The sequence below is a fragment of the Mesorhizobium sp. USDA 4413 genome (assembly GCF_056280365.1).
The window spans coordinates 2,836,396-2,854,459 of sequence record NZ_JBVPRP010000001.1 but is presented as its reverse complement, the minus strand read 5'-3'; the positions used below and the strand labels follow the sequence as shown (position 1 = coordinate 2,854,459).

General features: G+C 64.0%; 10 protein-coding genes. 5 read left to right on the top strand and 5 right to left on the bottom strand.

What is annotated here, in order from left to right; all coding sequences use genetic code 11:
* Nucleotides 1-134 precede the first annotated feature (134 nt).
* Both ACVMIM_RS13645 and ACVMIM_RS13640 read left to right on the top strand, forming a co-directional pair.
* Nucleotides 135-2,504 carry a DUF1989 domain-containing protein gene (locus ACVMIM_RS13645; RefSeq protein ID WP_476112492.1) on the top strand — a complete coding sequence of 790 codons (2,370 nt, stop codon included), beginning with the start codon at nt 135-137 and terminating at the stop codon, nt 2,502-2,504.
* Nucleotides 2,505-2,864: 360 nt separating this feature from the next.
* Complete coding sequence (locus tag ACVMIM_RS13640; protein ID WP_476112490.1) at nt 2,865-4,574, top strand: APC family permease; 1,710 nt, start codon at nt 2,865-2,867, stop codon at nt 4,572-4,574.
* A gap of 67 nt (nt 4,575-4,641) precedes the next feature.
* Here ACVMIM_RS13640 and ACVMIM_RS13635 read toward each other — a convergent pair whose 3' ends face one another.
* The 4 genes from ACVMIM_RS13635 to ACVMIM_RS13620 all read right to left on the bottom strand — a co-directional run bounded on the left by ACVMIM_RS13635 (nt 4,642) and on the right by ACVMIM_RS13620 (nt 11,866).
* On the bottom strand, nt 4,642-7,797 hold the full coding sequence (locus ACVMIM_RS13635) for an efflux RND transporter permease subunit (RefSeq protein ID WP_476112489.1): 3,156 nt from the start codon (nt 7,795-7,797) through the stop codon (nt 4,642-4,644).
* A 246-nt stretch (nt 7,798-8,043) separates the two neighbouring features.
* The gene (locus tag ACVMIM_RS13630; RefSeq protein WP_476117211.1) at nt 8,044-9,177 is read right to left on the bottom strand and encodes an efflux RND transporter periplasmic adaptor subunit; all 1,134 of its coding nucleotides are present in this window, start codon (nt 9,175-9,177) and stop codon (nt 8,044-8,046) included.
* A gap of 83 nt (nt 9,178-9,260) precedes the next feature.
* On the bottom strand, nt 9,261-9,866 hold the full coding sequence (locus ACVMIM_RS13625; RefSeq protein WP_337095585.1) for a TetR/AcrR family transcriptional regulator: 606 nt from the start codon (nt 9,864-9,866) through the stop codon (nt 9,261-9,263).
* A gap of 359 nt (nt 9,867-10,225) precedes the next feature.
* Nucleotides 10,226-11,866, bottom strand: coding sequence for an acyl-CoA synthetase (locus tag ACVMIM_RS13620; protein WP_476112487.1), 1,641 nt, complete (start codon nt 11,864-11,866; stop codon nt 10,226-10,228).
* Between the two features lie 193 nt (nt 11,867-12,059).
* Between ACVMIM_RS13620 and ACVMIM_RS13615 the strand changes: the two genes are divergently transcribed.
* The 3 genes from ACVMIM_RS13615 to ACVMIM_RS13605 all read left to right on the top strand — a co-directional run bounded on the left by ACVMIM_RS13615 (nt 12,060) and on the right by ACVMIM_RS13605 (nt 16,450).
* On the top strand, nt 12,060-13,025 hold the full coding sequence (locus tag ACVMIM_RS13615) for a sugar-binding transcriptional regulator (RefSeq protein ID WP_476112485.1): 966 nt from the start codon (nt 12,060-12,062) through the stop codon (nt 13,023-13,025).
* 79 nt (nt 13,026-13,104) lie between these two features.
* A complete protein-coding gene (locus ACVMIM_RS13610; protein ID WP_476112484.1) occupies nt 13,105-15,159 on the top strand; it encodes a bifunctional aldolase/short-chain dehydrogenase in 2,055 nt (684 codons plus the stop codon).
* Nucleotides 15,160-15,385: 226 nt separating this feature from the next.
* Nucleotides 15,386-16,450 (top strand): D-alanine--D-alanine ligase family protein, encoded by a 1,065-nt coding sequence (locus ACVMIM_RS13605; protein WP_476112483.1) that lies wholly within the window; start codon nt 15,386-15,388, stop codon nt 16,448-16,450.
* Nucleotides 16,451-16,463: 13 nt separating this feature from the next.
* On the opposite strand, the gene ACVMIM_RS13600 is transcribed toward ACVMIM_RS13605, so the two are convergent.
* Nucleotides 16,464-17,969, bottom strand: coding sequence for a winged helix-turn-helix domain-containing tetratricopeptide repeat protein (locus tag ACVMIM_RS13600; protein WP_476112481.1), 1,506 nt, complete (start codon nt 17,967-17,969; stop codon nt 16,464-16,466).
* Between the last annotated feature and the right edge of the window lie 95 nt (nt 17,970-18,064).

Here is an 18,064-nt window from a genome sequence, read left to right as displayed (position 1 = left end):
GCTTCGCGGCCACCTACTCGCACAGGGGAGAAGGCGGAGCCAGTGCTTGCCAAATCCATCTCCCCTGCTATTCTTAGTGCTAAAATAATTTTACATACAGGCAAACTTGTTTCTCGCTCGGAGGAGGGTTTGAGATGAGCCAGTCGCCCTACCCCGCCGTCGCATCCGGACCGCCTCGGCCGAGCCTGATTCTCCGACCCGGACAGATCGCGCTGCCGCCCGGCATGGAACGCTACACCGTGCAAGGCAACGGCGCGGTGCTGATCGATATCGAGGCCGGCGACAGCGTCAGCGTGACCAATGTCGAGGGCGGTCAGCCTTGCGAGCTGCTGGCCTGGGACAAGTCCGGCGTCACCGATCCCGGCATTTTCGGCGAACGGTCGAACAGCAATGCAGCCGGCATCAAGGCACTGCTCGCCCAGAGAAACGACAGCCTTTCAGCGCTGCGCCTCAGCCTCGAGCGCCGCAACGTGCAGTTCGAGCAGCCGAGGGCCGTGCGCGTGTTCGGCGGCGCCACGCCGGCCGGAACGGAGCAGAGCTTTTCGGTCCAGCGCGACGGCGCGCTGCTGATTGCGGCTCCCGGCGGACCGATGCTGGTCGACGGCCACAACACGGCGACGCCGCTCACCGTCCTGGTGCGCCGCGCCACGATCCGGCTGAAGAACAGGTCGCAACTTCCCGATCCGCTCGCCGATCCGGTGCTCGACCTTCGTGTGAAGTCGGCGACCGCTGAATCCTATTTCGTCAAGGCCGGCGACTATCTGCAGATCATCGATGTCGACGGCCGGCAATGCACCGACTTCCAGTGTTTTTCGGCGCGCAAGCTGGACAAGGGCCGCGACCTGCCGCTCGACGTGACGACGACCCGCACGCTGATGGGCTCGGCCTATCCGATGCCGGGACTGCATTCGAAATATTACGACCAGGACATGGAGCCGCTGGTCGAGGTGGTGCAGGACACGTGCGGCCGGCACGACGCCTTCGCGCTCGCCTGTGCGGCCAAATACTACGACGACATCGGATATCCCGGTCACACCAACTGCTCGGAGAATTTCAACAAGGCGCTCTCCGACAAGGGCGTGATGCCGCGCGCGGGCTGGATGGCGATCAACTTCTTCTTCAACACGGCGATCGACGCGCATGGCGTGATGGTGTCGGACGAGCCCTGGTCGCGGCCGGGCGATTATGTGCTCTTGCGCGCGCTGACCGACATCGTCTGCGTGTCCTCGGCCTGTCCGGACGACACCACGCCCGCCAATGGCTGGGACCTGACCGATATCCATGTGCGCGCGTATTCCGGCCAGCACAAATTCTCGCGAGCGATCGCCAGACGCATGAAGCCCGACTCGGAACCGAAAATGACCCGCGAGACAGCCTTTCATTCGAGCTTTGCCAAGCACACGCGCGACTTCGTCGAATACAGGGGCTATTGGCTGGCCAACTCCTTCGCCAAGGAAGGCCCCATCGCCGAATACTGGGCCTGCCGGCAGGATGCAGTGATCATGGACCTGTCGCCGCTGCGCAAGTTCGAGGTCACCGGACCGGATGCGGAAGCGCTGCTGCAATACACGCTGACCCGCGACGTCAAGAAGCTCGGCGTCGGTCAGGTCGTCTATACGGCGATGTGCTACGAGCATGGCGGCATGATCGATGACGGCACGTTGCTCAGGCTCGGCAAGGACAATTTCCGCTGGGTCGGCGGCGACGATTTTTCCGGCGAATGGCTGCGCGAGACCGCCAAAAAGCTTGGCCTCAACGTCTTGGTTCGCTCCTCCACCGATCAGATGCACAACATCGCCGTGCAGGGGCCGAAGAGCCGCGACATATTGAAGGAGGTCGTCTGGACCTCGCCGGTGCAGCCTTCGATCGGCGACCTCGAATGGTTCCGCTTCGCCGTCGCGCGCATCGGCGGCGGCAACGGCGTTCCGGTCGTGGTCTCGCGCACCGGGTACACCGGCGAGCTCGGCTACGAGATCTGGTGCCATCCGCGCGACGCCGAAAAAGTGTTCGACGCCGTCTGGGAAGCCGGCCAGCCGCATGGGCTGAAGCCGATGGGCCTGCAGGCGCTCGACATGGTGCGCATCGAGGCCGGGCTGATCTTCGCCGGATATGAATTCTCCGACCAGACCGATCCATTCGAGGCCGGCATCGGCTTCACCGTGCCGCTCAAGACCAAGGCCGACGACTTCATCGGCCGCGACGCGCTGATCCGGCGCAAGGAGCATCCCCAGCACAAGCTCGTCGGCCTCGACATCGACGCCAACATCCCGGTCGGCCATGGTGACTGCGTCCATGTCGGCCGCGCCCAGATCGGCGTCGTCACCTCCGGCATGCGCTCGCCGGTACTCGGCAAGACCATCGCGCTGGCACGGCTCGACGTCACCCATGCCGAGATCGGCACGGAGGTCGAGATCGGCAAGCTCGACGGCCACGCCAAGCGGCTGCCGGCACGCGTCGTGGCCTTCGCTCATTACGATCCACAGAAGACCAAGCCTCGTTCGTGATAGCGGCGATCTTCCCCTTCTCCCCTTGTGGGAGAAGGTGGATCGGCGCGCAGCGCCGAGACGGATGAGGGGTGTCCAGGGAACGCCAACGCCTCAATCCGCTGGAACACCCCTCATCCGTCGTCTTCGGCGACACCTTCTCCCACAAGGGGAGAAGGGAAGAGCCGATGTTTCACAAGCGTGATGTGCATGACATTCACAAAACGCTTGACGCGAAAGCGTGTCGGATCAATCTTCACTCTTAAGAAAAAAATACGACTGAGTGGAAACACGACAGTCGCTCGATGATTTGCCGGGGAGCAAGCTTCGCAAAAGCCGAAGCGTCGCCGGCGGGGAACAGAAAAAGGGGAAGACAACCGTATGAGCACGATAAGCACGGCCCTCGAGCAGCCTGCCGAAAGCAAGCTGCTCAGGCACATCGACTGGCGTGGCGCCTTCTGGGTGGCAAGCGGCGTTCCGGCACTGGTCCTGTTCTCGATCGGCGGCATTGCCGGCACGACCGGAAAGCTCGCCTTCCTGATCTGGACGGTGTCCATGATCATGGGCTTCCTGCAGTCCTTCACCTACGCAGAAATCGCCGGACTGTTCCCGAACAAGTCGGGCGGCGCCTCGATCTATGGCGCGACGGCCTGGTTGCGCTACTCGAAATTCATCGCGCCGCTGTCGGTGTGGTGCAACTGGTTTGCCTGGACGCCGGTCCTATCGCTCGGCTGCTCCATCGCGGCTGCCTATATCCTCAACGCGCTGGCGCCGGTGCCAATCTTTACCGAGGCTTCGCCGGAAGTGGCCGCCTATATCGCCGCGCATGCCGGGACGGCGCCCGCCGACGCCATCGCCGCGGTCACTGCCGCCGCGACGCCGGCGATCCGCACATGGTCGCTGTGGGGCCACACGCTTGGTCCGGTATCCTTCACCTTCAACGCCACCTTCTTCATCGGCGCCGTGCTGATGCTGATCATCTTTTCGATCCAGCATCGCGGCATCCTGGGCACGGCCAATGTGCAAAAATATATCGGCCTGCTGGTCATCATCCCGATGCTGATCGTCGGTGTCGTGCCGATCTTCACCGGCCAGATCGACTGGGCGAATTTCTCACCGCTGGTGCCGCTGGCCACAGCCTATGCGCCCGACCCCGGCTCGTGGAACATTGCCGGCTGGACGCTGGCGCTCGGCGGCATGTTCATCGCCGCATGGTCGACCTACGGCTTCGAGACTGCGGTCTGCTACACGTCGGAATTCAAGAACCCCGGCACGGACACCTTCAAGGCGATCTTCTACTCCGGCCTGCTCTGCATGCTGCTGTTCATCCTGGTGCCCTTCACCTTCCAGGGCGTGCTGGGCTTGAACGGCATGCTGGCGACGCCGATCGTCGACGGCTCGGGCGTTGCCGACGCGCTGGCCGGCATGGTCGGCGGCGGCAGACTGATCCACAGTCTGCTGGTCATGCTGATGATCCTGGCGCTGGTGCTCTGCATCATGACGGCAATGGCCGGCTCCTCGCGCACGCTCTACCAGGGTTCCGTCGACGGCTGGCTGCCGCGCTATCTCAGCCATGTCAACGAGCATGGTGCGCCGACGCGGGCCATGTGGACCGACCTCTGCTTCAACCTGATCGTGCTGGCGATCGCTTCGGCCGACGCGACGAGCTTCTTCTTCATCCTCGCCGTGTCGAACTGCGGCTACATCATCTTCAACTTCCTCAACCTCAACGCGGGCTGGATCCATCGCATCGACAACGGCCACATCAAGCGGCCGTGGAAGGCGCCGACGTGGCTGCTCGGCATCGGCGCGATCTTCGCCTATGTCAACGCGGTCTTCATGGGCGCCGGCGCCAAGGTGTGGAACCCGATGGCGCTGTGGGCCGGCCTGATCACGGCCGCCTTGATCATCCCGGTGTTCTGCTTCCGTCACTACATCCAGGACGGCGGCAAATTCCCCGAGCACATGCTGGCCGACCTTGGCATGGCGGGAGCCGACCTCTCAGTCAAGAAGGCAGGCATGCTGCCCTATCTGACGCTTGTTGCCGGCATTATCGTCGTGCTCGTCGCCAACTGGATTTTCGTGATCTGACGAACTGACTGCCGCAGCCCCCGCGGCAAAGGAACCGGCCGGTCCGCCTCGGACCGGCCGGTTTTGTTTATTCCGCGGCCAGCGCCAGTTGCGGCCGCTCGATGCCTTCGATCTTCTCCGGCTCGGGCGCCTGCTCGTCGGCCTTGGCCTTCTTCGGCGCGCGGCCGAAGAACAGCGCGTAGCCGGCCGGCAGCACCAGGATGGTGAGTACGGTGGCGACCAGGATGCCGCCCATCATGGCGTAGGCCAGCGGCCCCCAGAAGACGGCGCGCGAGATCGGGATCAGCGCCAGCACGGCGGTGAGCGCCGTCAGCATGATTGGCCGGAAACGGCGCACGGCAGCACCAACGATCGCCTCCGATCGCTCCATGCCGGCCGCGATATCCTGGTCGATCTGGTCGACCAGGATGATCGAGTTGCGCATGATGATGCCGAGCAGCGCGATGACGCCGAGGATAGCAACGAAGCCGAACGGTGCGCCGCTGATCAGAAGCGCCGCGGCGGCGCCGATGATGCCCAGCGGACCGGTGGCCAGCACCAACATCGCCTTGCCGAAATGCTGCAGCTGCACCATGAGCAATATGACGATGATGGCGAGCATTATCGGCGCCTTGGCCGCGATCGAGGCCTGGCTTTCGGCCGAATCCTCGGCGCCGCCCTGGATCTCGATCTTGTATCCAGGCGCCAGACCGGCACGCAGGTCCTTCATGTCGTTGTACATCTTGGTGACGACGTCGTTCGACTGCACGCCGTCCGGCAGTGTGGCGCGCACACTGATGGTCGGCAGACGGTCGCGCCGCCATTCGATGCCCTGCTCCATCACGGGCACGACCTTGGCCACCTGCGACAGCGGCACCGAGCCGCCGAAGTCGGTCGGGATGTAGACCGAGTCGACTGAAGAGAGCAGGTGGCGGGTCGCTTCCGGCTCGCGGGCGACGATCGAGACCGTCTCCTCGCCGTCGCGGAAATCGTCGAGCGGCGCGCCGGTCATGGCGGCCTGCAGCATCTGGCGGATGCGCTGCGAGGTCACGCCAAGCGCCCGGGCGCGATCCTGGTCGATCACCAGCTTCATCGCCGGCACGGGTTCCAGCCAGTCGTCATGGATGGCGCCGAGCAGCGGATTGGCCTGGAACCTCGCCTTCACCTCGTCGGCGATGCGGCGCACCTCCTTGCGGTCCGGACCCATGACGCGCATCTGCACCGGCCAGCCGGTCGGCGGTCCGAGGAACAGGCGGTCGACCTTGGCGCGGATCGAGGGGAAGTCCTTGGCGAGGATGCTTCGCATCTTTACGATCAGCCGCTCGCGCGCCGGCTCGTCCTTGGCCATCACCAGGAGCTGGGCGAAGTTGGGATTCCTGAGCTGCTGGTCGAGCGGCAAGAAGAAGCGCGGCGCGCCCTCGCCGATATAGGTGGCGATGAAGCGCTTGTCGGGATCGTCCATCATCTTGGCTTCCAGCGCCTTGGCCTGGCTCTCGACCTCCTTGATCGAGGTGCCTTCCGGCAACCACAGATCGACCAGGATTTCCGGGCGCGAGGATTGCGGGAAGAAGTTCTGCGGGATGAACTGGAAGGCCCACAGACTGGTGGCGAAGGTGACCAGCGTCATCACCAAAACGATGATGCGGTGGCGCACGGCCCAGGTGACGGTGGCGCGCAGGCGGCGGTAGAAGCCGGTGTCGAAGACATCATGGTGCGTGCCGGCGTGCTTGCGCTGCTTCAGGATCATGTAGCCCAGCCACGGCGTGAAATAGACCGCGACGAACCACGACACGACCAGCGCGATACCGACGACATAGAACAGCGTGCGCACATATTCGCCGGCGGTGGAGGCCGCGAAGCCGACAGGGATGAAACCCGCCGTGGTGATCAGCGTGCCGGTCAGCATCGGGAAGGCGGTCGAGGTATAGGCAAAGCTCGCCGCCTCGATCTTGACCAGCCCCTCCTCGAGCTTTCGCTCCATCATCTCGACGACGATCATGGCGTCGTCGACGAGCAGGCCGAGCGCGATGATCAGGGCGCCGAGCGAGATGCGCTGTAGGTCGATGCCGATCTCGTACATGATGGCGAAGGTGGCGGCGAGCACCAGCGGGATGGCGATGGCGATCACCAGGCCGGAGCGCCAGCCGATCGACAGGAAGGAGACGACGAGCACGATGAGCAGCGCTTCGCCGAGCGCCTCCATGAATTCGTTGATGGCATCTTTCACGACTTCGGGCTGGTCGGAGATCTGGTCGACAGAAACGCCGTAGGGCAACCCCTCCTCGAAGCGCTGGTAGGTCGCCTCGACATCCTTGCCGACGTCCCTGACATTGAAGCCCTTGGCCATGACGACACCGACCTGTACGCTCTCATGGCCATTGAAGCGATATTTGCGCTCGTAAGGATCCTCGAGGCCGGAAGAGACGGTGGCGATATCGCCGAGACGCGTCACCTGGTTGCCGGAGCGCAGCCTCAGCTCGCGGATGTCGGCGGCCTTGGTGACGTCGCCCTCGACCGAGATGCGCACCGAGCGGAGGCCGGTGTCGACCGAGCCCGCCGGATCGACGGCGTTCTGCCCTTTCACGGCGTTCTGCAGGTCGACGATGGTCAGCCCGCGTTCGGCCAGCGCCTTGGACGAGACGTCGATATAGATCTTCTCCGGCTGATCGCCGATGATGACGGCCTTTTCGACGCCCGGCGTCGTCAACAGCATGTCGCGCGCCTGGATGGCGAATTTCTTCAGCTCCGGATAGGTGAAGCCGTCGCCGCTGATCGAGTGCAGCGTGATGAAAGTGTCGCCGAATTCATCGTTGAAGTACGGCCCGAGCAGGCCTTGCGGCAATTCGTTGGCGATGTCGCCGACCTTCTTGCGCACCTGGTAGAAGGCGTCCTTCACCTCCTCGGCATTGGTGTCGCCCTTGACCTGAAGCGTGATGATGGCGCTGCCGGCGCGGGTGTAGGAGCGCACGAAGTCGAGATGCGGCGTCTCCTGCAGCTTGCGCTCGATCTTGTTGACGACCTGGTCCTCCATGTCCTGGATCGAGGCGCCCGGCCAGATTGCCTGCACCACCATGACGCGGAAGGTGAAATCCGGGTCTTCTTTCTGGCCCATGCGCATCAGCCCGAGCGCGCCGGCCAGGATGATCAGCCCGAACAGGAAGCGCGCGATGCTCGGATGTCCGATCGCCCAGCGCGAGAGGTTGAAGGGCCGCTTTTCCGTGCTGCTGTCGGTCGTGGTGGTCATGGCACAAGTCCAGTCCAATTGGGCGGCAATGCACACTTGGCATTGCCCGTGAATTCTCGGTCGGGTTTCCGGGCGGCGAGACCCTCAAGCGGAGAGAGACTCGCAAATCGCGCACGACGCGGCACTGCTGCGGGGGAAGCCAACATGCCGGCATCTCACGATCGGGCATCCGCCGCCCGGAACCCGTGCCTCCCCGGGCTCGCGGCTAGACGCAGCGAGAGCGGGAAAGGCGTCTGTTGCGCCTGGTTAGTGCAGGCTGCTGGTGGTCGCCAAGTCAGCCTCCGCCGAGGCGGATTGCTGGGCGTCGCCGGAAAGCTTGACCTTCAAATTGTCGGTCATGAACTGGGTGCCGGCCGCGACCACGACATCGCCCTGTTTCAACCCGTCGGCCACGGCGACGCCGTCGGCGGTGAAGTTGGCGACCTTGATCGGACGCGGATGCACGGTGTCGGAGGCGCGATCGACCGTCCAGACGATCTGCTTGCCGTCCTTCTCGGTCATCGCCGTCAGCGGGATCGACACGAGCTCAGCCTTGCTGCCGACGGTCGCCTGGACATTGGCAGTCATGCCGAGCAGCACGCGCGGATCGTTGGGCAGCGAGACCCGGACGGCGAAGGTGCGCGACTGCGGATCGGCGCTGCCGGCGACCTCGCGGACCTTGCCGTCGAGGGTGAGCCCTTCATCCGACCAGAAGCTCGCCTTGACCTCCTTGCCCGGACGGAAACCGGCGATGTCCATCTCCGGCACCGCAATCGACACTTCCTTTTCGCCGTCGACCGCGACGGTCATGACCGGCGTGCCGGCGGCGACCACCTGGCCGACATCGGCGGAGATGGCGGTGACGATGCCGTTCTTGCTGGCCTTCAGATCGGCATACTGAACCTGGTTCTGCGCCTGGGCGAGCGTCGAGCGGGCAGCGTCGCGGGTCGCCACCGCCTGGTCGTAGGTCAGCCGCGCCTGGTCGAGCTGCGACTTCGGCGCGAAATTCTTGGCATAGAGCTGCTCGGCGCGCTTCCTGGCGAGGTCGACGGTCTCGACCTGGCGCTCGGAGGCGTCGAGGTTGGCCGCGGCGCTCTTCACCGACAGTTCGTAGTCGGCCGGATCGACGCGGGCGAGCACGTCGCCCTCATTCACGTGCTGGCCGATATCGACCAGACGCTCGGTGACCTTGCCGGCGATGCGGAAGCCGAGATTCATCTCGGTGCGGGCGCGCACCGAACCGGAATATTCGAGCTGACGGGTGGTCTGCGCCTCGCCGATCTCAACCACCTTGACCGGGCGGATGACTTCCTGAACGATCTCGGCCTTCTCCTGGCTGCAACCGGCAAGGCCGAGCACCGCTGCGATGACGGCGGCGGTTGGGAGCCCGGCGGCCGGCAGCCTGCGGAGGATGGAACTGGACAAAGACACCTTAGCACTCCCGAACTGGAGATGATTTGTCGACCGCACTCGGCGGACAGCTTCTATTTCAAGGCTCTAATGGCGTAGTCGATTAGCTCGTCGGGCATCGCCCGGTTGGTCTTGGCAAGGCACTGCGCCACCATCTGCGGATGGCACAGAATGACGGTCGCCGCGCCGAAGCAGCGCGAGGCCGTCTCCGGATCCTGTTCCCTGAACTCGCCGGCCTCGATGCCCTCGCGGATCACCTCGGCATAGAGGTCGTGGATGCTGTTGACATGCTTGTCGATGACGGACCAGTCGCGCTCCAGCGCGACGATGACCATCTCATGGACCTTCTGCTCGTCGAGCATGGTCTCCAGCGTCATCTTGTACTGGGCATGGATGTAGCGGCGCAGCCGCTCCTCGGCGCTGACCGGGAGATGCATGATCTCATAGGCCATCTTGTAGCTGGCGCCGAGCATGCGGCCGCACACGGCCTGGTGGATTTCCACTTTGGAGGCAAAGAAACGGTAGATGTTGGCCGGCGACATGCCGAGCTCGCGGGCGATGTCGGCAACATTGGTCTTGCCGTAGCCGTAATGGCGAAACAGCCGCTCGGCGCAGTCCAGAATGCGGGTGACATTCTCCTGTCTGGCGGGATCTGCCACGATGTTGGCGGCTTCGGACATGGCGCTTTCGTTTGATGAGTGACGAATTTCAATTTTCGTCAGTCGTAAAACGAAAGCAGTGAGGAGTCAACGCGAAATCGACGTACACGTATAATTTGGTGACGGATGGTGACAGTTGCGAGGGGTGGCGGAGATGACGAGAACGAGAACATTCTCAAGCGCCGCCTTCGCACCCCCTCTGTCCTGCCGGACATCTCTCCCGCAAGGGGGGGAAATTGGCAGCTTCAGCGACGGCGCTTCACCTCTTATGACGTTTGTGATTGGTGAAGGCGGTGACGAGATTAATCTCCCCCCTTGCGAGGGAGATGGCCGGCAGGCCAGAGGGGGTGGGCGGGAACTCGGTCTCGCCCGTTCAAGGCTCAGAGACCCTTCGTCATTTCCCTCAGCCGGAACTTCTGGATCTTCCCCGTCGATGTCTTCGGGATTTCCGCAAACACCACCGCCTTCGGCACCTTGAAGCGGGCCAGCAGCGAACGACAGTGCTCGATGATCTCGGCTTCGGTCGCGGTCTTGCCGGGCTTCAGTTCGACATAGGCGACCGGCACCTCGCCCCATTTCTCATCCGCGCGCGCGACGACGCCGCAGGAGGCGACGGAAGGATGCTTGTAGAGCGCATCCTCGACCTCGATGGAGGAGATGTTCTCGCCGCCCGAGATGATGATGTCCTTGGAGCGGTCCTTGAGCTGGATGTAGCCGTCCGGGTGCATGACGCCGAGATCGCCGGAATGGAACCAGCCGCCGGCGAAGGCCTCGTCGGTGGCCTTCCGGTTCTTGAGGTACCCCTTCATGACGATGTTGCCGCGGAACATGACCTCACCGATGGTCTCGCCGTCGGCCGGCGTTTCGACCATGCTCTCCGGGTTCATCACCGTCAGCCCTTCGAGCGAAGCATAGCGCACGCCCTGGCGCGCCTTCTTCGCCGTCCTCGGGCCCTTCTCGAGCTCGTCCCACTCATTGTGCCATTCGTTGACGACCGCCGGACCGTAGGTCTCGGTCAGGCCATAGAGATGGGTGACGGCGAAGCCGGCGTCGGCCATGCCTGAAAGCACGGCCTCGGGCGGAGGTGCTGCGGCGGTGTTAAAGGTGACGGTCTGCGCGAATTGTCTCTTGTCCTCGTCCTTGGCGTTGATCAAAATCGACATAACGATCGGCGCGCCGCAGAGATGGGTGACGCCATGGTCGGCGATCGCGTCATAGATCGGCTTTGCCCGCACCCAGCGCAGGCAGACATGGGTGCCGGCCTGCACGGCGAGCGTCCAGGGAAAACACCAGCCGTTGCAGTGGAACATCGGCAGTGTCCAGAGATAGACCGCATGCTTGGCCATACCGGCATGAATGGTGTTGGTATAGGCCATCAGCGCGGCGCCGCGGTGGTGATAGACGACACCTTTCGGATTGCCCGTCGTGCCCGACGTGTAGTTCAGCGAGATAGCGTCCCATTCGTCATCGGGCATCGACCATGCGAAATCCTCGTCACCGCCGGCGGCGAACTCTTCATAATCGAGCGTGCCGATACGATCGCCCTTCGGATAAGGAGCATCGGCGGCGTAGTCCGGATCGTCATAGTCGATGACCAGTGGCTTCACCTTGGCCAAGGCCAGCGCTTGCCTGACGACGCCCGAGAATTCGCGGTCGACGATCAGCACCTTGCTGTCGGCATGGTCGAGTTGGAAGGCAATGACGGCGGCATCGAGGCGGGTGTTCAGCGAATGCAGCACCGCCTTCACCATCGGCACGCCGAAATGCGCTTCCAGCATCGGCGGCGTGTTGGAGAGCATCACCGTCACCGTGTCGCCCTTGCCGATGCCGCGCTTGGCAAGCGCCGAAGCTAGCTTCAGCGAGCGGCGCCAGAACTCGCGATAGGTGATGTGCTGGCTGCCATGGATAATGGCGACATGATCGGGATAGGTCTTGGCCGCGCGCTCGAGATAAGTGAGCGGCGTCAGCGGCTGGTGGTTGGCGGCGTTCCGGTCGAGATCCTGTTCGTAGGGATTGGCCATCCCGTTCTCCCCGATGTTCTTTTCGAGCTTTCTAGCCTCAGGCCCGCCGTCACGCTATCCCCCTTCCGTGGCTGAAAATGCTACGCTGCGCCGGCTTGGTAGAATGGCGATCCGGATTGAGCCGCGATCGGGCTCTCGCATGCAAATTTGACTTTTGTCGAGAGCCGTGACTAATGTCAGCCGAGGAGGCGGCATGGCGATCAGACCGGCAGAACAGCTCATCCACAAGGCCGCCTGGCTTTACTATGCACACGGCCTTCGTCAGGACGAAGTGGCGAGCCAGCTCAACATTTCACGCGCCTCGGTCGCCATGTATCTGCGCAAGGCGCGCGAGACCGGCATCGTCAACATCTCGACCTCGACGCAGCTCTTTACCGACGACGTCATGGCGCGCAAGGTTGAAGACGCCTTCGGCCTGGACGCCGTCTGGATCGCGCCGGAAAATGCATATCTCGCCGACCCCTCGACCGATATCGCCGTGCTGGCGGCGAGCGTCTTTCTCGAGCTGGTGAAGAAGGGCGACCGCATCGGCGTCGCCTGGGGCCGCACCGTCTACACCATCGCCGATATCATGTCCTTCGCCGACCTGCAGGACGTGACCGTGGTGCAGCTCTGCGGCAATCTCGGCGCGCCCTATTCCTATCGGCCCGACCAGTGCACGATGGAGATCGCACGGCGGCTCAACGCCAAGGGCCTGAACTTCTACGCGCCGCTGGTACTGTCGACGGAAGAGCTGGCGAAGAGCCTGCGCGCCGAGCCGGTGATCCGCGACCAGCTGGCCGGCATCGCCGACTGCGACCTGGCGCTCTATTCCGTCGGCGCCGTCGACGCCGACAGCCATCTGGTGAAATGTGGCGCGCTGTCGCCGGCCGAAATGGAAGCGCTGCGCAGCCAGGGTGCCGCCGGCGTCATCGCCGGGCAGATCATCGACGCCAGGGGCGAAGTGCTCGACTGCAGCTACAACCGGCGCGTCATCTCCGCCGAGCTTGCCTCGCTGCGCGCGATCGAGAAGCGGCTGATGGTGGTGCAGGAGGATACGAAGTTCGAGCCGCTGCTTTCGGCCATCGCCGGCGGGCTCTGCACGCATCTGGTGATTGGCGCGCATATGGCCGAGCGCCTGCTGCAGCACACCGCCACGGCAACCAGGAAGGCCTCTTAGAAACCTCTCGCCGCTTCTGTCATACGGACGTCGCGGCTTTCTGTTCATGAGCAAAAAGACGAGTATCGGACGGAACGACATGAAGAACCTTTGGAACGACGCCGACGCGGAAAAGATGGTTGCCGACTATGCCAAGAAAGGCGTCGGCCGCGACCTTGCGCTGCGCGTCTACACGACCCGCCTGCTCGGCGGCGAGCCGCGCCTGGTGCTGCATGGCGGCGGCAATACCTCCTGCAAGACCAAGGCCACCGATCTCGTCGGCGACGAATGGGATGTGCTCTGCGTCAAGGGCAGCGGCTGGGACATGGCGGTCATCGAACCGCAAGGCCTGCCGGCGGTGAAGATGCGCGCGTTGCTCAAGGCGCGCGGACTGGACAAGCTCTCGGACGAGGACATGGTGGCGCTGCAGCGTTCCAACCTCATCGATCCCGCCTCCCCCAACCCCTCGGTCGAAACGCTGCTGCACGCTTTCCTGCCGCACAAGTTTGTCGACCACACGCATTCGACGGCAATCCTCGCCATCGTCGACCAGGAAGACAGCAAGCCACTGATCAAGGCCGTGTTCGGTGACAAAATGGGCTACGTGCCTTACATCAAGCCGGGTTTCGACCTCGCCAAGGTCGCGGCGGAAGTGTTCGACGCCGACCCGAGCGTCGAGGGCCTCATCCTCGACAAGCACGGCATCTTCACCTTCGGCGACGATGCGAAGCAGGCCTATGATCGCATGATCCATTATGTGACTGTGGCCGAGGATTATGTCGCCAAGAACGGCAAGCCGCAGGCGGCCAAGGCGGCGCTGCCGGCAAAGCTTGCCAAGCCGAGCGACATCGCGCCTGCGCTGCGCGGCGCGGTTGCCGTGGCGCGCGGCGAAGGCCGCTTCGACCGGATGATCAGCGACTTCCGCACGTCGGATGCGATCCTCGATTTCATCAATTCCGCGAAGATCGCCGAGTTGGCCGGGCGCGGCGTGTCGACGCCGGACCTGTCGATCCGCATCAAGACCGGACCGATGGCGGTGCCGGCGCCCGACGCGGACAAGCTCGGCGACTATAAGGCCGTCATCAAGAGTCATGTCGAGGCTTTTGCCAACGACTACCGCGCCTATTTCGAAACCAATGATGCGCTGGACGACGTCAAGCGGACCATGCTCGACCCGATGCCGCGCCTGACGCTGGTGCCGGGGCTCGGCATGTTCGGCCATGGCCGCACGCTGAAGGATGCGAAGATCGCGTCGGATGTCGGCGAAATGTGGATCGAGGCGGTGCGCGGCGCGGAAGCGGTTGGCAATTTCCATCCGCTCTCCAAGGCCGATCTCTTCCCGCTCGAATACTGGTCGCTGGAGCAGGCCAAGCTCGCTTCCAACAAGCCGAAGCCGCTGACCGGCCAGGTGGTGTTGATCACCGGTGGCGCCGGAGCCATCGGCGCCGCGACGGCAAAACTGTTCGCGGCCAATGGCGCGCATGCCGTCGTCGTCGATCTCGACGCGGGCAAGGCCGCGGAAGCGGCGAAGGCGGCCGGCAACAACTCGGTCAGCGTCGGCGCCGACATCACCAATCCTGCCGAGATGCGCGCCGCCTTCGACAAGGCGGTCGCCGTCTATGGCGGCGTCGACATCCTGGTCTCGAATGCCGGCGCTGCCTGGGAAGGCCGGATCGGCGAGCTCGACGACGCCACCTTGCGCAAGAGCTTCGAGCTCAACTTCTTCGCCCATCAGTCGGCGGCGCAGAATGCGGTTCGCATCATGCTTGAACAGGGCACGGGCGGCGTGCTGCTCTTCAACACCTCGAAGCAGGCGATCAATCCCGGGCCGAAATTCGGCGCCTACGGTCTGCCCAAGGCGGCGACCTTGTTCCTGTCGCGCCAGTATGCGCTTGACTACGGCGCCTATGGCATCCGCTCCAATGCGGTCAACGCCGACCGCATTCGCTCCGGTCTCCTGACCGACGCGATGATCGCCAGCCGGTCGGGCGCGCGCGGCGTGTCGGAGAAGGAATACATGTCCGGCAATCTGCTTGGACAGGAAGTAACGGCCGACGACGTGGCGCAGGCCTTCCTGCACCAGGCGCTTGCTGAACGCACCACGGCCGATGTGACGACGGTCGACGGCGGCAATATCGCGGCGGCGCTGCGCTGACCAGGCAGACGTATCCACCACTCCCGGAGCGGTTCATCGTTCTTCGGAAACGACGGACCGCTCAGTCTCCCTGTTGGCGCGGTTCAGACGCAGGCTTTTCACGTTCTGCTGAAGAACTGCTCGAACCGGCCAAAATCCGCTCCAATCCTTCGCGTATTGCTCAATGAGTTTAAGGGCGCCTGTGTTTCACATGCGAGCCCAACCTTGCTCATTGGTGGAGCTCCAGATGGCGGCGAAAAGACTTCGTATCGGCGTACTCTTCGGCGGACGCTCCGCCGAGCATGACGTATCGCTGCTTTCAGCAGCCAATGTCATGCGGGCGCTCGACCCTGCGAAATACGATGCGATTCCGATCTTCGTCACCCGCGAAGGGCAATGGCTGCTGAGCCGCTTCGAGGACGGCGCGCTGGCGACGCCATGCGCCGGCACGCAGCTCTGCCTGGTGCCGGGCGGCCACGGACGGATGCTGGCGATCCCTGCAAACGGCACGCCCCACGAACTGCCCGCCATCGATATCCTGTTTCCGGTCCTGCACGGCCTGCATGGCGAGGACGGCGCGGTGCAGGGTCTTGCCGAGGTGGCGCGCGTGCCGCTCGCCGGCTGCGGCATATTGGGGTCCGCAACGGCGCTCGACAAGGACATCGCCAAGCGGCTGCTGAGGGCGGCCGGACTGCCCGTCGCCCGCTCGGTGACGATCGAGGAGGGTGCGGCGCCGGCACTTGCCGTGCTGGAAGAGCAACTCGGGCTGCCGCTGTTCATCAAGCCGGCGCGGCAGGGCTCGTCGGTCGGCATCGCAAAGGTCAATGCCAGCCAGGAATTCGACCGCGCGCTGGCGGAAGCCTTCCAGCACGACCGCAAGCTGCTGGCGGAGGAATTCGTTCGTGGCCGCGAGATCGAATTCAGCGTGCTTGAGAGCCCCGCGGGCGAACTCTTCGTCTCGCGGCCGGGCGAGATCGTGCCCGCGGAAAGCCATGGTTTCTACAACTACCAGGCCAAATATATCGACGAGAACGGCGCGGCCTTGATCGTGCCGGCCGAGCTGCCGCCGGAGGTCGAGGATGCCATGCGCGCGACGGCCGCAAAGGCGTTCAGGGCGCTCGGCTGCGACGGGATGGCCCGCGTCGACTTCTTCCTGATGCCGGACATGACATTCCTGATCAATGAACTCAACACCATTCCCGGCTTCACCGACATCAGCATGTACGCCAAGGCCATGGCGGCGAGCGACGTCAGCTACTCGGAAGTCATCGACCGCCTGGTGGCACATGGGCTCGCGCGCGCCGGCCGGTGAGGTTACGCCGGCCTCACTCCGGCAGGCCGGCCTTCCTGAACCCGTCGACGAAATGCTCAAGCATCGCATCATCGCGGAACGGCTCTGTCTCGACCCAGCGCTGCGTGGTGAAATGCGGATTGCCGACGAGGAACAGGGCGACCTCGGTGCGCGCCTCGTCGATGCGGCCGAGCTGCGCCAGGCTTGCCGCCAGGAAGCGGCGCGAGCTGGTGCGGTAGGTCTCATCGCGGCGCAGCGTCTCGATGGCGGCTTCATAGTCACGGGCCGCATATTGCGCCTGACCGAGCGTCAGATAATACCAGCTCGGCGGAAACGGGTTGAGCCGGAACGCTTTGCGAATGTGCTCAAGGCCCTCATCTATCCGCCCGCCCAGCACGTTGATATCGGACAATGTCGCCCAGATGTCGGCCTCGTTCGGGTCAAGCTCGATCGCCTTGGCGAATTCCGCCTCGGACTGCTCGAAATCGCGTTCATAGGCAAAAAGGTTCGCTAGAACCCAGCGACAGCCGGCATCGTTGGGGTCGATCGCCACGGCCTTGCGCGCGAGTTCCAGGGCTGTGCTGCGAGCAGGCTCAAACGGCTCGCCCCAATGCACCCAGCTCATCCAGTGGTTCATGGCCAGCCAGCGATAGGCCTCCGCGTAATCGGGATCGAGCGAGATCGCGCGCGTCAGCATCAGATGCGCTTCGCGCGCCATCTGCGGCGACTCGTCGAACATTTTGCGCGCCCGCACGACGAGATCATAAGCTTCGAGGTTCTTCGGCCGGTTGCGCTCCGGCGGCGCGCGCAGCCGGCCGAGCAGCGCCTCGACGATCTTGGCTGTCGCCTCGTCCTGAACGGCGAAGATGTCTTCCAGACCGCGATCGAAACGCTCGGCCCAAAGATGCTCGCCGCTCAGCGCGTCGATCAATTGCGCGTTGATGCGCACGCGCCCCGCGGCGCGCCTGGCGCTGCCCTCCAGCAGGTAACGCACGCCGAGTTCGCCGGCGATCGCGCGCACGTCCATCGCCTTGCCCTTGTAGGCAAAGACCGAGTTGCGCGCGATGACGAAGAGGCCGGGGATCCGCGAAAGATCGGTGATCAAATCTTCGGTCAAGCCGTCGGCAAAAGAGTCCTGCTCGGGATCGCTGCTCAGATTGACGAAGGGCAAGACGGCGATCGACGGTTTGTCGGGCAGCGGCAAGGTTTTGCGCGTGGCGTCGGACTGTTCGACGGTACCGGTAAAACGATAGCCGACGCGCGGCACCGTGGCGATCCACTCGCCGCCACCGGTCGCCGGACCGAGCAGCTTCCTGAGCTGCGCGATCTGGACGGTGAGATTGCCTTCCTCGACGGCCGTGCCCGGCCAGGCCGCGTCCATCAGCTCGGCCTTGCCCAGGATCTCGCCCGGGCGCGCGACAAGCGCTTCCAGCAGCTTCAGCCCGCGATGCCCGGCGGCGACGGGAACATCGCCCCGAAGCAGCGTTCCGGCGCCCGGATCAAGCACGAACGGTCCAAAGGCAAAGCGCGATCCCTGCATGCGGCGATCTATAGCCGATTTGGAAGTTTTGAGAACTATTTGGGAGGGCTTAATTACGCCGCCGGCCGCCTGCGGCACACTGCAATCTCAATCAG

Bases quoted from the DNA above. Each gene is read 5' to 3' on its own strand.
- ACVMIM_RS13645 (WP_476112492.1), top strand. From the start codon at position 135: ATGAGCCAGTCGCCCTACCCCGCCGTCGCATCCGGACCGCCTCGGCCG.
- ACVMIM_RS13640 (WP_476112490.1), top strand. From the start codon at position 2,865: ATGAGCACGATAAGCACGGCCCTCGAGCAGCCTGCCGAAAGCAAGCTG.
- ACVMIM_RS13635 (WP_476112489.1), bottom strand. From the start codon at position 7,797: ATGACCACCACGACCGACAGCAGCACGGAAAAGCGGCCCTTCAACCTC.
- ACVMIM_RS13625 (WP_337095585.1), bottom strand. From the start codon at position 9,866: ATGTCCGAAGCCGCCAACATCGTGGCAGATCCCGCCAGACAGGAGAAT.
- ACVMIM_RS13620 (WP_476112487.1), bottom strand. From the start codon at position 11,866: ATGGCCAATCCCTACGAACAGGATCTCGACCGGAACGCCGCCAACCAC.
- ACVMIM_RS13615 (WP_476112485.1), top strand. From the start codon at position 12,060: ATGGCGATCAGACCGGCAGAACAGCTCATCCACAAGGCCGCCTGGCTT.
- ACVMIM_RS13610 (WP_476112484.1), top strand. From the start codon at position 13,105: ATGAAGAACCTTTGGAACGACGCCGACGCGGAAAAGATGGTTGCCGAC.
- ACVMIM_RS13605 (WP_476112483.1), top strand. From the start codon at position 15,386: ATGGCGGCGAAAAGACTTCGTATCGGCGTACTCTTCGGCGGACGCTCC.
- ACVMIM_RS13600 (WP_476112481.1), bottom strand. From the start codon at position 17,969: ATGCAGGGATCGCGCTTTGCCTTTGGACCGTTCGTGCTTGATCCGGGC.